Consider the following 13740-nt stretch of genomic DNA (forward strand, 5'->3'; position numbering starts at 1 on the left):
CAGCCCTAGGCTGGGATCCATGCGACAGAATCCGAGCTTCACGCTCGCCGATGTGGCCGAGATCCGCCGCGTCATCGACGCGAATCCGTGGGCGACGGTGGTGAGCGCGCCGGAGGGCGGTCTCGTCGCCTCCCACTATGCCGTCCTCCTCGACGAGAGCCGGGACGATCTGACGATCGTCGGCCATGTCGGGCGCCCCGACGACGCGATCCACGGGCTCGGCACGGAGGAGCTCCTCGTCGCCTTCCAGGGCCCGCACGGCTACATCTCGCCGGGATGGTACGGGGATACTCCCGCAGTGCCCACCTGGAACTACACCGCGGTTCATCTGTCCGGTGTGCCGGAGATCCTCAGCACGGCGGAGAACCTGCGCGTGCTGGACGCCCTCGTCGCCCGTTTCGAGTCGCGGTTGCCCGCGCCGCGGCTGATGTGGGAGCGCCCGAACGACGCGGGGTTCATCGAGCGCCTCGAGGCGGGGACGGTCGGCTTCCGTCTCACGCCGACGCGTGTCGTCGCGAAGCGGAAGCTGAGCCAGAACAAGCCCGTCGAGACGGTCGAGGCGGTGATCGCGGCGCTTCGCCATGAGGGGCCGTATGAGAACGCCGCCCTCGCCGCGGAGATGCGTCGTGCGCAGGACGCACGGACGGGAGGAGCCGCGTGAGCGTGCGCGGAGTAGAGATCGGGACGGTTCGCGCGGTGCGGCCGGTGGGGCCGGGACGCGAGTTCCTCATCGACGACGAACCGGTCGATCTGCTCCTGTCCGGGGGTCGCATCGTCGACATCGCACCGGCCGGTGTCCTTCCCGCCCGCGGCGAGGTCGTCGACGCGGAGGGGGCCTGGGCGGTCCCGGGCCTCTGGGACAACCACGTGCACACGGTGCAGTGGGCTCTCGCCGCCGAACGGGTGCCGCTCGGGGCGGCCGATTCGGCATCGGCTGCGGCACGGATCATGCGGGATGCCCCGATTCTGCCGGATGGGCGTCGGATCGGCACCGGGTTCCGCGATGCCCTCTGGCCCGACCGGCCGTCCCTCTCCGAGCTCGACGCGCAGACCGGAGTCGTACCGACCTACCTGATCAACGCCGACGTGCACAGCGTCTGGTTGAACACGGCGGCCCTCGCGCGCGAGGGGTTCCGCGGGGATGACGGTGTGCTCCGCGAGGAGGACGCCTTCGAGATCTCGCGGCGGCTCAATGCCGTCGATCCTCTGCACAGCGATGAGGCGGTGATCCGCGCAGGCCGGGCTGCGGCGGCGCGGGGAGTGACCGGCCTCGTCGATTTCGACATGGCATGGAACGCCGAGGCCTGGCCGCGGCGAGTCGCGGCGGGCTTCGATGCCCACCGTGTCGAGTTCGCGTTCTATCCGGCCGACCTCGAGCGTGCGATCGCCGGAGGGCTGCGCACCGGCGAGCTGCTGGACGTGCCGGACACGACCGGCTTCCTCGGTTCCCTGATCCGGGTCGGGGCCTTGAAGGTGATCAGCGACGGCTCCCTCGGAACGCGGACCGCGGCGTGCTCCCACGCCTATCCCGGCGACCCCGGCAACTACGGAGTCCTGACGGTGCCCCCGGAGGAGCTCACGGCGATGCTGACAAGGGCGACGGGGGCCGGACTGGAGGTCGCGGTGCACGCCATCGGCGACCGTGCGGTCACCGCCGCCCTCGACGCCTTCGCCGCCACGGGCGCGACCGGGTCGATGGAGCATGCGCAGCTCGTCCGTCACGCCGACCTCGTCCGCTTCGGGCGTCTGGGCGTCCGTGCGAGCGTGCAACCTCAGCACGCTGTCGACGACCGGGATCTCGTGGAGCATCACTGGGCCGAGCAGACGGCCATCGGGTATCCACTCGCGTCGCTGCGCGCGGCAGGTGCCGAGCTGCGCTTCGGCTCGGACGCCCCGGTCGCCCCGCTGGACCCGTGGCAGGCGTTGTCGGCGGCGGTCTGGCGCACGGACGACGACCGTCCCGCCTGGCATGCGGAGGAGCGGCTGACCCTGGAGCAGGCGTTGGAGGCGAGTGCGCGCACCTCGCTGCGTCCGGGCGAGGTCGCCGATATCGCGCTCATCGGGCGGGACCCGAGGATCGCGGACGCGATCGAGCTCCGCACGATGCCGGTCGAAGCGACGCTTCTCGGCGGTCGGCTCACCCACATCGTCTGAAAGCCCGCGGATACGGCGAGGGGCGGCCCCGGAACTCCGGGGCCGCCCTTCGTAGCCGTGGACTCAGGCCGCGATGTGCGACACGAGGAACCAGCGGTCCTTCTCCAGGCCGCGCTGGATCTCGATGGCGACGTCCTGGCTGGTGAGGTCGACCTCGTCGAGGCCCTCGACGGCGGCCTTCACGTCCACGAGGATCGCGTCGATGTCGGCGATCACGGCGCGGATGAGGTCGTCGGACTGCGCGAAGCCGGCGGGAACGCCCGTGGGGCCGGCCTTCTCAGCGACGGCGTTGACGCGCGCGTCGATCGGCAGGCCGAGAGCGACGATGCGCTCCGCAGCGGTGTCGGCGAAGTCACCGGCGTGGGCGACGATCGTGTCGAGGAGTTCGTGCACGCCGACGAAGTTCGCGCCGCGGACGTGCCAGTGGGCCTGCTTGCCGTTGACGGTCAGCGCCTGGAGGCCGAGCACGACGGGGGAGAGGAACTGCGCCGCACCCGCGGCGACGGTCGGGTCGATGGCGGTGGTGGAAACGGTCTGGGCCTTGCTCATCTTGTGCTCCTCCGTGAGAGTTCTCTGACTGACGAGTACAACGCTACTCAGGCTCAGACATTCCGCAAGGAAGCTGAGGCTCCACTCACTTCCGCGTGATTCCGCGGAAGTGAGGGTAGTCTCGCCTCATGAGCATCGCCCCCGGAGCTTCCGTCCTCGCCCTGCCGGATCGCACGCCGGAGCTCGACGACACCGCATTCATCGCGGACGGCGCCCGTATCGTCGGCGCTGTCACCCTCGCTGCAGGAGCGAGCGTCTGGTACAACGCCGTGCTCCGCGGGGACTCGTCGGACATCGTGATCGGTCCGGACAGCAATGTCCAGGACAACGTGTCTGTTCACGTGGATGCCGGTCATCCCGTGCGCATCGGGGCCCGCGTGTCCATCGGTCACAACGCGGTGGTGCACGGCTGCACGATCGGTGACGGTTCACTGATCGGCATGGGCGCTGTCGTCCTGAGCGGAGCGGTGATCGGAGAGGGGTGCCTCGTCGCGGGTGGCGCGTTGGTGCTCGGGGGGACCGAGGTGCCTCCGGGCTCGCTGGTGGCCGGCGTGCCGGCGAAAGTCCGGCGGTCACTGTCGGACGAGGAGCGCGCGTCGCTCCTCGACAACGCCGCGATCTACCGGGAGCACTCCGCGACGCATGCCCGCGCGACCGCGCGCTGAGGCCGCGCCCCGTTAGGCTGGTGGGGTACGGGGCGGTGGCCAAGCTGGTTAAGGCAGTGGGCTCATAACCCAACGACCGCGGGTTCAAGTCCCGCCCGCCCTACCACCAGCACGCTGGTCCTCAGCATTCACGGCGAGCAGATGACCCAGGCCGTCAGCGTGTAGTTGTTTGTTCCGGGGCCGACCTGCAACGCGGACACTGACCACCCGGTCGCCGCGGTGCCCGCTGCAGGCAGGCCGCCGGTGGCAGTGATCGGGAGGCTCCGCCAGAGCACGACATTCTGCCCCGAGCCCCAGCCGCTGGTGTTTCCTCCGCCGCCCAGTGCGCTCTGTCCCGCAGGACACTGCACATCCACACGAAGTTGCAGCCCGCTGGAGCCCGGCCCGATCGTGTTACTCGCCGTTCTGACGTTCGTACTCAGTTGCCCAGGCTCTCCCTGCGGTCCTGCCGGACCGGTGGGACCCGCAGGGCCCGTGGCTCCCGTGGGACCGGCCGGGCCCGCCGGGCCAGGTTCGCCTTGGGGGCCGACGGGCCCAGCGAGTCCTGGCTCTCCCTGCGGCCCTTGTTCGCCCTGAGGACCGGCGGGGCCGATACTCCCCTGAGGACCTATCGGTCCGGTGAGCCCTATCTCGCCTTGCGGCCCCGCGGGGCCGGCCTCACCTCGCGGACCGGCGGGCCCGTACACGCCGTTCTCACCCGGGGGGCCCGGGGGTCCGATCGGGCCGGTGAGTCCGGTTTCGCCCTGCGCCCCGGCGGGGCCTGCTTCGCCCTGCGGGCCGACGGGGCCGGTGAGCCCCGTCTCGCCCTGCGGTCCGGCGGGGCCGGTCTCGCCTTGGGGGCCCGTGGCTCCGGTCTCGCCCTGGGGTCCGATCGGGCCGGTGAGTCCGGTGTCGCCCTGCGGTCCGGCTGGGCCTGCTTCGCCCTGGGGGCCGGTGGGTCCGGTGAGTCCCGTCTCGCCCTGAGGTCCGTCGGGGCCGGTCTCGCCTTGAGGTCCGGGAACGCCTTGGGGTCCCGTGGCTCCGGTCTCGCCTTGGGGACCGGTCTCGCCTTGGGGACCGGGATCGCCTTGGGGGCCGATCGGGCCGGTGAGTCCGGTGTCGCCCTGCGGTCCGGCGGGGCCTGCTTCACCCTGGGGGCCGATGGGGCCGGTGGGTCCGGTGTCGCCCTGCGGTCCGGCGGGGCCAGTCTCGCCCTGAGGTCCGGGAACGCCTTGGGGTCCGGTGGCTCCGGTCTCGCCTTGTGGACCGGGATCACCTTGGGGGCCGATGGGTCCGGTGAGTCCGGTGTCGCCCTGCGGTCCGGCAGGGCCTGCTTCGCCCTGGGGACCGGCGGGGCCAGTGAGTCCGGTGTCGCCCTGCGGTCCGGCGGGGCCGGTCTCGCCTTGAGGTCCGGTGTCGCCTTGAGGTCCCGTGGCTCCGGTCTCGCCTTGGGGGCCGATGGGTCCGGTGAGTCCGGTGTCGCCCTGCGGTCCGGCAGGGCCTGCTTCGCCCTGGGGACCGGCGGGGCCAGTGAGTCCGGTGTCGCCCTGCGGTCCGGCGGGGCCGGTCTCGCCTTGTGGACCGGTCTCGCCTTGTGGGCCGGGCTCGCCTCGGGGGCCGATATCGCCTTGGGGTCCGATGGGGCCGGTGAGTCCCGCCTCGCCCTGGGGGCCGATCGGTCCGGCGGGCCCGGTGACGCCCTGGGGTCCGGCGGGGCCTGCTTCACCCTGGCGTCCGATCGGTCCGGCGGGGCCGGTTTCCCCCTGCAGGCCGGCATCGCCTTGGGGCCCAGTAGCCCCGGGTTCGCCCTGAGGGCCACGCTCGCCTTGCGGACCGGGGTCGCCTTGCGGGCCTGCTTCGCCTTGTGGGCCGATGGGCCCGGTGAGTCCGGTGTCGCCCTGCGGCCCAGGCGCTCCGGTCTCGCCCTGAGGGCCGATCGGGCCGGTGGCTCCCGTTTCGCCCTGGGGCCCCATGGGACCCGCGAGCCCGGTCTCGACTCGGGGCCCGACGGGACCTGCGTCGCCTTGTGGTCCGACGGGGCCGCTGGGGCCGGCATCGCCTTGTCGACCGGGCTCGCCTTGCGGACCGACGGGGCCCGTCGGTCCGGTCTCGCCCTGGGGCCCGACGGGGCCTGTCACTCCGCTATCGCCCTGTGGTCCCGAAGGACCGGTCGGACCGGTGTCTCCCTTCCGGCCTGGCTCGCCCTGAGCGCCAGGATCTCCCGGCACCCCGGCTCTCCTGGATCCGCGGACGTCTGTACGACGGGTCCGGCGAGGCCGTTGTCAGGCTCGGGCCAGGGAAGCGACGGGCCCGTTGTCAGCGCGGCCGCCAGAACCGCGGCAGCGATCACACGAACGGTCATGGCCCATCCGTGAGTCCCAGCGGGAACACGTCTCCCGCGCCCACAAGCTCGAACGACTCGCCATCCTCCGGCGAGAAGACCTCGACCTGGAAGGCGCCGCTCGGGAACGCGAAACACGTGCTCTTCGGATTGGCCTCGGGAACAGCGATGAGGGCTCCGGAGTCGGACGTGGAGAGCTCGGCCGAGTCACCCAGGGCTTCGAGCGCGCCGTAGCCGGCGAGGTCTCTGTAGGTCGCTACCGAGATCGCCTTCTCCGCATCACCCGCCGAGGATTCGTCGGGCAGGTAACGGATCAGCACCATGGCGGAGGACACCGTGAGTTCGAGATCGGTGCCGTCGCGGTCGCCCAGCCAATAGACCGTGCCGAGGATCGGTTCGAGCTCCTGGAGCTAGTCGGCGTCGACCATGTGGGGCTCACCGTCCGCGAGGCGCTCGGCGAGCGGCTCCTTCGGCACTTGTGCGGCGCCCCACACATAGCCGACCGCGCCAGCGGCACCTGCGGGGGCGACCGCAGCGACGACGGTCACACCGATCCACGCACGACGATTCATCGGAACCTCGATCCCAACAAACCCGCCCTACTCCTCGCAGTGTGACCACTTCGCGCGGGCATGTCAAGGTCTCCGTCGCTCTGCGGACGGACGGGGAAGGAGGTGCCGGGAGCGGGGAGAGACAGCAAGCCCCCGGCACCACGTAGACGGCGAGTGCCTCTACAGATGGACGGATGCGTCCGAAGGTGACCGCTCCGTCACAGGAGAGATGCGGGGCCGCACGATTCATGACGTCGTTCCGTGCAGGATCACGGCATACTGCGCGACCGACGCGGAAACCGTGTCGGCGAATCGCGTAACAGAACGAGCACTTCTGCATCTCTTTGAGGACACCGTTCGCGCGGGACGAGCCAGCCGCGCGCGTCATCGATAACTGGGGGAATCGAAAGTGCCATCACATCACCATGCCTACGCATCGGCCGCGCCGGGAACGCGCCCGAAGAGACTCGTGGCCGCGCTGCTCGCGCTCTGCGTGGCGGTCATCGCCGCCGTCTTCGCGGTCCCGACGACCGCGCACGCCGCCGAGGTCGACGGGATCACCTCGCTGACGATCACCGAGCCCACCGACCAGATCAATGTCTGGGACAGGATCGCCTTCGAGGCGACCTGGGCGGTGCCGGATTCAGCGACGGCGGGGGACACCTTCCGCCTCGCTTTCCCGACGAGCCCGAGCCTCACGGGAATCCGCGACTCGTTCCCGCTCACCGCTCCGGACGGGCAGACCATCGGGACCTGCGAGGTCTCGACCGGAGAGCTGGTGTGCACTCTCACCGACTACGTCGACAGCCATGACGACGTCAGTGGAACGCTGCACTTCCGTGCGCGTGCCGACGAGGAGACGACCCTGACCGAGATCCCGTTCACCACGGGTGGGGGGACCGTCGTTTCCGTCGAGGTGCCTGGCGGCATCGGGCCGGTGCCGGAGTTCCCGGCACCGACGACCCCGCACAAGTGGGGAGACGTCACCCTGGACGGGCGTCACATCTCGTGGGGAGTCAACATCCCGTCATCCGCGCTGAGCGGCGAAGCGCCGTCTCTCACGGACACCTTCACCGCCGGTCTCGACCTCGACCCGGCGTCCGTGACGTTGGTGTATGTGCTGGCGAAGGACTGGGCCGGCGGCCGGTACACCCAGTCGACCCCGCTGCAGTCGGGCACGGACTACTCGGTCGCAGAGCTCAGCGACAACTCGTTCCGGGTCACGGTGGAGGCCCCGATCGTCACCGATGCCATCTACGTCCTCCGGTACCGCACGGCGCTTCCCGCCGATGTCCAGACGGGAGACGCCTTCCACAACACGGTGACCGGCTCACGATGGGTCGCCGAGAGCACACCGGTCATCTACTCGCAGGGCGGTGGTGACGGCGACGGCACGCTCCCGGTCGGCGGTTTCAGTGTGACCAAGCAACTCGCCGGTTCCGGGGCGTCCCTGGTGCCCGACGACCGCGCCTTCACTGTCGCGTACTCCTACGACAAGGCGGGCACCACCGTGTCCGGAGAGCTCGTGGTCCGCGCCGGGCAGACCGAGAGCCTGACCGGGCTGCCGGAAGGCACCGTCGTCACTCTGTCGGAGAAGGCGCCGGCGGCTGTCGAGGGCATGCAGTGGCAGACCCCGGTCTTCACCGGCAGCGGGGTGCACGCGACGGAGGGCACCGCCACCGTGACGATCGGGCGGGCGACGACCGTCGCCGTGACGCTCACCAACCCGACGGCCATCACCCCGCCGCCGCTCGGTGGGTTCACGGTGACGAAGAAGGTCACGGGTGAGGGGGCGTCGCTGGTGCCCGCGGATCAGGAGTACGCGGTGACCTACTCCTACGAACGCGACGGCAAGACCGTGAATGGAGAGCTGACGGTCCTGGCAGGACAGAGCGAAGGGCTCGAGGGGATTCCCGCCGGGACGATCGTCACGCTCCGCGAGAAATCGCCGGAGCCCGTCGACGGCGCGACCTGGCGGACGCCGATCTTCTCGGGGACCGGTGTAGAGACGGGAGAGGACAGCGCTGTCATCACGATCAGCGCCGGGAGCGCCGTCGCGGTGACCCTCACCAATCCCACCTCGCTCACTCCGCCGCCGGCACCCGGCGGATCGCTCGCGCTGACGGGCACCGAGACGCCGGCAGGGGCGATCGCCCTTGCGGCGCTGCTGCTGCTGACCGGCTTCGCCGCGTTCCACGCGCGACGTCGAGCGACGGGGTCCCGGACCGAGGCCTGAGCGCCGAACGAGCGGCGCGAACCGCAAGCGATCGATCACGCGACGAGTTTTCGCTCGTCGCGTGATCGATCGCGCTTTTCGGCGTCGTGTGTCCGTCGGGGCGGATCGACCCCGACATCGGATCCGCCGGATGGCGTCGTAGAAAGGCAGTGCTCATGAAAAGGATCTCCCTCGTCCGCACCACGCAAGCGCTCGGCGTGGCGACAGCGCTCGTCCTGACCGGCGCCGTCCTCACACCCGCCGCCCACGCCTCGGAGCCTGACCCCGGTCCGTCCTCCTCCTCGATCGTGCCGAGCACCGCGAGCACCGGGGTGCGCACGCAACGGGTCGGCCCGGCATGCCTCACGTTCCACTACACGTTCGATGCGGGCCCGACCGACCCGCAGATCGGCGAGACGGTCACCTACACGATGCAGCTGGCGAACAACAGCGAGGTCGACTCCTCGAGAAGCACGATCGTGTTCCGCGTCGACGGCCTCCTCGACGATTCCACCTGGGCACCGGCGAGCCTCCGTGCCTCTACGGGAGAGGTGACGGTCGCGGGCGACACGATCGCATGGACGGGGCCCCTGGACGCGGGTGAGGACGTGGTACTGCGCTTCACCGGCGTGTGGGACGGTGCGGGGGACGGCTTGGCGTTCCCGCGCGTGGAGTCGTACGGCTACGTCCGCTGAGGGACGACGGCATGCAGCTCTCGCGAGAGTCCGAAGCACTCGTCCGCGCCACGGCCGGTCTCGTCGCCGCGCACGCCGACGAGATCACGACGCTGTTCTACTGGCGGATGTTCGAGGCACACCCTGAGTTGCTGAACGTGTTCAACAAGGCTCATCAGGTGCAGGGCACGCAGGCGCAGGCGCTGGCGGCGGCCGTCGTCGCGTTCGCCGTCCACCTCATCGACCCGACGGCGCCGGACTTCACGCCGACGCTCAGCCGGATCGCCCATCGGCACGTCTCGCTGGGTGTCTCGGCACGGCAGTACACGATCATCGGTCGGCATCTGCTGGCGGCTGTCGACGACGTCCTCGGCGACCGCGTGACGCCGGCGGTGCACGCCGCCTGGGACGAGGTGTATTGGCTCTTCGGGTGCTCGCTGATCGCCGAGGAAGCGCGCCTCTACGCGCGCGCCGGGACGGATCCCGCGCACCCCTGGCGGCCGCACCGCGTGATCGAGCGTGTGGAGGAGGCCCAGGACGTCATCTCGCTCGTGCTCGAACCACTGGACGGTCGCGTGATGCCGCGTCGAACGGGACAGTATGTCGCCGTGTCCGTGCCCGTCCCCGGTGGCGGGCGTCAGCCGCGGCAGTACACCGTCTCGTCGGCAGGTCAAGTCGGCACTCTTCGGATCACGGTGAAGCGGATCCGGGGCGCGGCAGGGGCTCCGGATGGGCAGGTCTCGACATGGTTGCATGTGAACGGTCATGTCGGTGCCGTGATCGACGTCTCCCAGCCCGCCGGAGACGTGTTGCTCGACGAGTCGGACGCACCGCTGGTGCTGATCTCCGCCGGCATAGGGATCACCCCGGTCGCGGCGATGGTCGACGACCTCGCCGCGCAGCCATCCGAGCGTCCTCTGCTCCTGCTCCATGCCGATCGGAGGAGGGAGACCCACGCTCTGGCCCGCATCATCCGGGACAGAGGGCGAGAGCTGGTGAACATGCGCTCGATCACCTGGTACTCGGCCGAAGGGAGAGCGGCGGCGACGGAGCGATCGGGCCGGATGGACCTCGCCCACGTCGAGCTCCCGGAGGAGGCCAGGGTCTTCCTGTGCGGACCGCTGCCGTTCATGCAGTCGATCCGCCGCGTGCTCATCGCACGCGGTATCGCGGCCGACCACATCGAGCACGAGGTGTTCGGTCCGAACCTCTGGGGCGAAGCGCGCACTCCCGAACCTGCCTGACGTCACTCATCTCGTCAACGGCGCAGAAGGTCAGCGGCGCGATGTCAAGCCCCTCGTCCGCGGCGCGCGAGAGGGGCAGAGTGCATCCGTGCGGCATAGCGCCGCGGAACGGGAGTGATTATGAGCATCGGCAGCGGAATCGCGCTCTTCGTCATCGGAGCGATCCTCGTCTTCGCCGTCAACGTCGACGTGCCGTGGGTGAACCTGGACATGGTCGGATACATCCTCATGGGTGCCGGCGTGATCATCTTCCTCATCGGCATCGTGCTGTTGGCCCGGCGCCGTCGCACGGAAACCGTGTCGCGCACCTCGGTGGATCCCGCTACGGGCGCCCCCACCACCCGGCGGTCGGTCAGCTCGACCTCCGACGAAGGACTCTGAGCCGGACGGTTCACGGACACACGAAGGGCCGCGGGAATCTCGCGGCCCTTCGTGCGTCTGGAGGACACGTCGTCAGCCGACGTCAGCCCCCTCCAGGTGCTCTTCGACGAGTGTGATGCCTCCGCTCGAGTTCGCCGAATGGGCGAGTTCCTCGATCCAGCGACGGCTCAGCTCGGGCGGCTCGGCCTCTTCGAAGACGAAGCGGAGCGGAATCGACGGGTGCAGCCACAGGGTGGAGCGGCCGGGCGCATCGCCTTCCGGGTGCCGCCACGACAGCGTGAAGCTCTCGTTGCGGCGGAGCTTCGTGGCGATGACGACCTTCAGGTGCGCCAGCGCGCGGTCGTCGATCTGGATCGGCGTCTGGGTGTCGCCGTAGTAGAGACTGCCCATCGTCAGCCGACCTTCGGGGCAGGGGCGGCGGGGGTTTTCATGGCGCTCCTTCGGAACGTACGTGTGGAGCCCTCACGGCTCAGGGGGATACTTGGACTCTAGTCAAGATGCGCACGTGAGCGTGCGCATTGACGTGATTCACGGCTCTGCGCGCACACAATCTGCGCGCGGTGTCAGTGTGGCCTCAGAGCGGCGTGAGAACCGGCGGGCTGCCATACGCCTCGCGATAGGCGACGGCGAAGCGCGAGACGTTGCTGAAGCCCCACCGCCGGGCCACGGCCGAGACGGACGTGCCCTTGCCGTGCCGGAGGTCGCGGTGAGCCCCGTCGAGCCGTGCGCGGCGCAGCGCTTCGTTCGGGGTGATGTCCAGCGCGCGACGGAACGCATACTGCAACCCCCGAATGGACATGAACGCGGCCGCCGCGACATCGTCCACGGTGATCGGCAGGTGCGCGTTGTCCTCGATGTACGCGAGAGCGCGCCGCACCGAGGCGGGGGCGGCGGACCGCTGCGCCGGACGGTCCAGTGACTCGCTGAACGTCGTGGGGAAGGCGGCCATGGTGAGCAGCAGTGCGTGACGTTCGAGCTCTGCGGCGATGAGGGGATCGGCGCCGTTCGGGCCGAAGGAGCCGTCGACGTACGAGAACATTCGCTCCCAGCGCGCGCCGTCCTCCCGCGAATGGGGGGAGAGCCCGGTGGCGCGGAGTTCGAGCCGGTCATCGCCGGTGATCCGGCGGACCGCATCGCGCGCGGCGACGCGATCGAACACCAGCGCACGGACCCGGGCGACCTGGTTCCACTTCGCCTCGACCCTGGCCCCGTCGGTGAGCCAGGGCTGACCGGCATCCAGTCCCTGCCGACCCGACCAGATGCGCGCGTCGGCGGCGTCGACCCGGCACACGAGAAGCTGGTCCTCAGGTTCGGCACGGGAGTGCACCTGGGCGGCGAGCTCATACCGGACGAGCGACATCGAGCCGAGCTCCACCGAGCGCCAGTCGAAGCGGAAGCGGCGCGGGTCCACGTCCTGCAGGCTCGCCGACGGGACGAACTGCTGCCAGGTGGACTCGACCTGCTCGATGTCCCTGGATGTGAACTGCACCGACGCTCCTTGCTGCTCCCTGTTCCGAACGGTCGGGGCATCTTGGACAGTAACCTATGCCCCCGACAGACGGATGGGGAGAGCCTGGGTGCCCGGGGCGGGCGAGGCGGGTGACGGCTCGTAGACTCGGAGCATGAGCGTGTCTTCCCCGTATGCCGAGCGGCTGAACCGTCTGCCGGTGCAGCGCCACGACATCGAGATCCGTGGCGGGACGACGGCGTACTGGGTCTACGGTCCCGACGATGCGGAGACGACCGTCATCGCTGTGCATGGGTTCCGCGGCGAGCACCACGGCCTCGAGTCGGTCCTCGCGTTCCTGCCGGAGTTGCGGGTGATCGCCCCCGATCTGCCGGGGTTCGGCGAGTCGGCGCCGCTGCCCGGGCGCCGGCACGATCTGGGCGAATACGCCGGGTGGCTGACCGACTTCGCGGCGGCGACCGCCCCCGGCGCCGTGATCCTCGGGCATTCGTTCGGGTCGATCGTGACGGCCGCCGCCGTCGCCGGCGGGCTGGAGACGCCGCGGCTGATCCTCGTGAACCCGATCGGCGCGCCGGCCCTGGAGGGGCCGAAGGGCGTGCTGACGCGCCTGGCCGTGCTGTACTACGCCCTGGGGGCCAAGCTGCCGTCGCGCATCGGGACGGCCCTGCTGCGCAACCGGGTGATCGTGCGGGTGATGAGCATCAGCATGGCGAAGACCAGGGATCCGCAGCTCCGGCGCTTCATCCACGATCAGCACGACACCTACTTCTCCCGGTTCTCCGACCGGGATGTGCTCCACGATGCGTTCGTGGCGAGCGTCTCGCACGACGTCCGGGAGTTCGCCCCCTCGATCGCCGTGCCCACACTCCTCATCGCTGCGCAGCGAGATGACATCACCCCGATCGAAGCCGAACGGACGCTCGCCACCCTCTTCCCCCACGCGTCCCTCGTCGAGATCGCCCAGGTGGGGCACCTGATCCACTATGAGACGCCCGCCGAGGCGGCCGGGGCGATCCGTCGGTTCCTCAGGACTCCCGTCGCGCGAGGCCGATGAGTCCCGCCACCCGGAACGGGATCACCTCGCCCATGGCCAGGGAGGTCTCGGTCCGCTCGACCCCCTCGATGGACAGGATCCGGGCGTCCGTGTCGAAGAGGTGACGCGCATCGCGGCACGCGACCCGCGCCAGCAGGTCGATGGACCCGCTCAGCCCGTGCGCCTGGACGACCTCCGGGATGCGCGCGAGCTCGTTGATGATCCGGGGGAGTTCCGTCTGCCGCACCCCGATGCTCACGAACGCCTGCAGGGGGAAGCCGAGGACGTCGGGGGAGAAGGACCTCTCGTAGGAGAGGAACACGCCGCTCTGCTCGAGCCGCGCCATCCGTGCCTGAATGGTGTTACGGGAGAGACTCATCCGCTCCGCGAGGGCGACGATGGTGACCCTCGGGTCGTCGGCGAGCGCCGTGAGCAGTTCCAGGTCGATGCGGTCGAGTCCAGGCATAGTGCCAAACCCTAGCAGGA

At 70.2% G+C, this 13740-nt stretch carries 14 protein-coding genes and 1 tRNA gene; 9 read left to right on the forward strand and 6 right to left on the reverse strand.

What is annotated here, in order from left to right; translation table 11 throughout:
• Positions 1 to 19: 19 nt before the first annotated feature.
• Positions 20 to 661, forward strand: a complete 642-nt coding sequence (locus KAF39_RS11870; protein ID WP_210677435.1) for an FMN-binding negative transcriptional regulator — start codon at positions 20 to 22, stop codon at positions 659 to 661.
• Positions 658 to 2154 (forward strand): amidohydrolase, encoded by a 1497-nt coding sequence (locus KAF39_RS11875; protein ID WP_210677436.1) that lies wholly within the window; start codon positions 658 to 660, stop codon positions 2152 to 2154. The genes KAF39_RS11870 and KAF39_RS11875 overlap by 4 nt, the downstream gene beginning before the upstream one ends.
• Positions 2155 to 2217: 63 nt before the next feature.
• Here the strand turns inward: KAF39_RS11875 and KAF39_RS11880 are convergent, their stop codons facing one another.
• Positions 2218 to 2703, reverse strand: coding sequence for a Dps family protein (locus tag KAF39_RS11880; RefSeq protein WP_210677437.1), 486 nt, complete (start codon positions 2701 to 2703; stop codon positions 2218 to 2220).
• Positions 2704 to 2831: 128 nt separating this feature from the next.
• Here KAF39_RS11880 and KAF39_RS11885 point away from each other — a divergent pair, with 128 nt between their 5' ends.
• Together KAF39_RS11885 and KAF39_RS11890 are read left to right on the forward strand one after the other, a co-directional pair.
• Complete coding sequence (locus tag KAF39_RS11885; RefSeq protein ID WP_210677438.1) at positions 2832 to 3368, forward strand: gamma carbonic anhydrase family protein; 537 nt, start codon at positions 2832 to 2834, stop codon at positions 3366 to 3368.
• A gap of 29 nt (positions 3369 to 3397) precedes the next feature.
• Positions 3398 to 3474: transfer RNA gene (locus KAF39_RS11890), tRNA-Ile, on the forward strand.
• Positions 3475 to 5705: 2231 nt separating this feature from the next.
• Here KAF39_RS11890 and KAF39_RS11900 read toward each other — a convergent pair.
• Both KAF39_RS11900 and KAF39_RS11905 read right to left on the reverse strand, forming a co-directional pair.
• Positions 5706 to 6011, reverse strand: coding sequence for a hypothetical protein (locus tag KAF39_RS11900; protein WP_210677440.1), 306 nt, complete (start codon positions 6009 to 6011; stop codon positions 5706 to 5708).
• Positions 6012 to 6098: 87 nt separating this feature from the next.
• Positions 6099 to 6260, reverse strand: a complete 162-nt coding sequence (locus KAF39_RS11905; protein WP_210677441.1) for a hypothetical protein — start codon at positions 6258 to 6260, stop codon at positions 6099 to 6101.
• Between the two features lie 448 nt (positions 6261 to 6708).
• On the opposite strand from KAF39_RS11905, the gene KAF39_RS11910 reads away from it, so the two are divergent.
• The 4 genes from KAF39_RS11910 (at position 6709) to KAF39_RS11925 (ending at position 10753) form a co-directional block, all read left to right on the forward strand.
• On the forward strand, positions 6709 to 8475 hold the full coding sequence (locus KAF39_RS11910; protein ID WP_210677442.1) for a DUF5979 domain-containing protein: 1767 nt from the start codon (positions 6709 to 6711) through the stop codon (positions 8473 to 8475).
• Between the two features lie 155 nt (positions 8476 to 8630).
• A complete protein-coding gene (locus KAF39_RS11915; protein ID WP_210677443.1) occupies positions 8631 to 9149 on the forward strand; it encodes a hypothetical protein in 519 nt (172 codons plus the stop codon).
• Between the two features lie 11 nt (positions 9150 to 9160).
• A complete protein-coding gene (locus KAF39_RS11920; protein WP_210677444.1) occupies positions 9161 to 10372 on the forward strand; it encodes a globin domain-containing protein in 1212 nt (403 codons plus the stop codon).
• Between the two features lie 120 nt (positions 10373 to 10492).
• Positions 10493 to 10753: a DUF6458 family protein gene (locus tag KAF39_RS11925; protein WP_210677445.1), complete on the forward strand. Its 261-nt coding sequence runs from the start codon at positions 10493 to 10495 to the stop codon at positions 10751 to 10753.
• Positions 10754 to 10825: 72 nt separating this feature from the next.
• Here the strand turns inward: KAF39_RS11925 and KAF39_RS11930 are convergent, their stop codons facing one another.
• Both KAF39_RS11930 and KAF39_RS16265 read right to left on the reverse strand, forming a co-directional pair.
• The gene (locus tag KAF39_RS11930) at positions 10826 to 11143 is read right to left on the reverse strand and encodes a hypothetical protein (RefSeq protein WP_210677446.1); all 318 of its coding nucleotides are present in this window, start codon (positions 11141 to 11143) and stop codon (positions 10826 to 10828) included.
• Positions 11144 to 11327: 184 nt separating this feature from the next.
• The gene (locus KAF39_RS16265; RefSeq protein ID WP_210677447.1) at positions 11328 to 12242 is read right to left on the reverse strand and encodes an AraC family transcriptional regulator; all 915 of its coding nucleotides are present in this window, start codon (positions 12240 to 12242) and stop codon (positions 11328 to 11330) included.
• Between the two features lie 133 nt (positions 12243 to 12375).
• Between KAF39_RS16265 and KAF39_RS11940 the strand changes: the two genes are divergently transcribed.
• Positions 12376 to 13275 carry an alpha/beta fold hydrolase gene (locus KAF39_RS11940; RefSeq protein ID WP_210677448.1) on the forward strand — a complete coding sequence of 300 codons (900 nt, stop codon included), beginning with the start codon at positions 12376 to 12378 and terminating at the stop codon, positions 13273 to 13275.
• Here the strand turns inward: KAF39_RS11940 and KAF39_RS11945 are convergent.
• Entirely contained in the window at positions 13247 to 13720 is a 474-nt protein-coding gene (locus KAF39_RS11945) for an Lrp/AsnC family transcriptional regulator (protein WP_210677449.1), read from the reverse strand. The two genes, KAF39_RS11940 and KAF39_RS11945, sit on opposite strands and share 29 nt — an antisense overlap.
• Between the last annotated feature and the right edge of the window lie 20 nt (positions 13721 to 13740).

Origin of the sequence: Microbacterium sp. BLY, assembly GCF_017939615.1 — a bacterium.
Taxonomy (GTDB): Bacteria; Actinomycetota; Actinomycetes; order Actinomycetales; family Microbacteriaceae; genus Microbacterium.

Coding starts and splice junctions, on each gene's coding strand:
- KAF39_RS11870 (WP_210677435.1), top strand. CDS start 20: ATGCGACAGAATCCGAGCTTCACGCTCGCCGATGTGGCCGAGATCCGC.
- KAF39_RS11880 (WP_210677437.1), bottom strand. CDS start 2,703: ATGAGCAAGGCCCAGACCGTTTCCACCACCGCCATCGACCCGACCGTC.
- KAF39_RS11885 (WP_210677438.1), top strand. CDS start 2,832: ATGAGCATCGCCCCCGGAGCTTCCGTCCTCGCCCTGCCGGATCGCACG.
- KAF39_RS11900 (WP_210677440.1), bottom strand. CDS start 6,011: ATGGTGCTGATCCGTTACCTGCCCGACGAATCCTCGGCGGGTGATGCG.
- KAF39_RS11905 (WP_210677441.1), bottom strand. CDS start 6,260: ATGAATCGTCGTGCGTGGATCGGTGTGACCGTCGTCGCTGCGGTCGCC.
- KAF39_RS11915 (WP_210677443.1), top strand. CDS start 8,631: ATGAAAAGGATCTCCCTCGTCCGCACCACGCAAGCGCTCGGCGTGGCG.
- KAF39_RS11920 (WP_210677444.1), top strand. CDS start 9,161: ATGCAGCTCTCGCGAGAGTCCGAAGCACTCGTCCGCGCCACGGCCGGT.
- KAF39_RS11925 (WP_210677445.1), top strand. CDS start 10,493: ATGAGCATCGGCAGCGGAATCGCGCTCTTCGTCATCGGAGCGATCCTC.
- KAF39_RS11930 (WP_210677446.1), bottom strand. CDS start 11,143: ATGGGCAGTCTCTACTACGGCGACACCCAGACGCCGATCCAGATCGAC.
- KAF39_RS11940 (WP_210677448.1), top strand. CDS start 12,376: ATGAGCGTGTCTTCCCCGTATGCCGAGCGGCTGAACCGTCTGCCGGTG.
- KAF39_RS11945 (WP_210677449.1), bottom strand. CDS start 13,720: ATGCCTGGACTCGACCGCATCGACCTGGAACTGCTCACGGCGCTCGCC.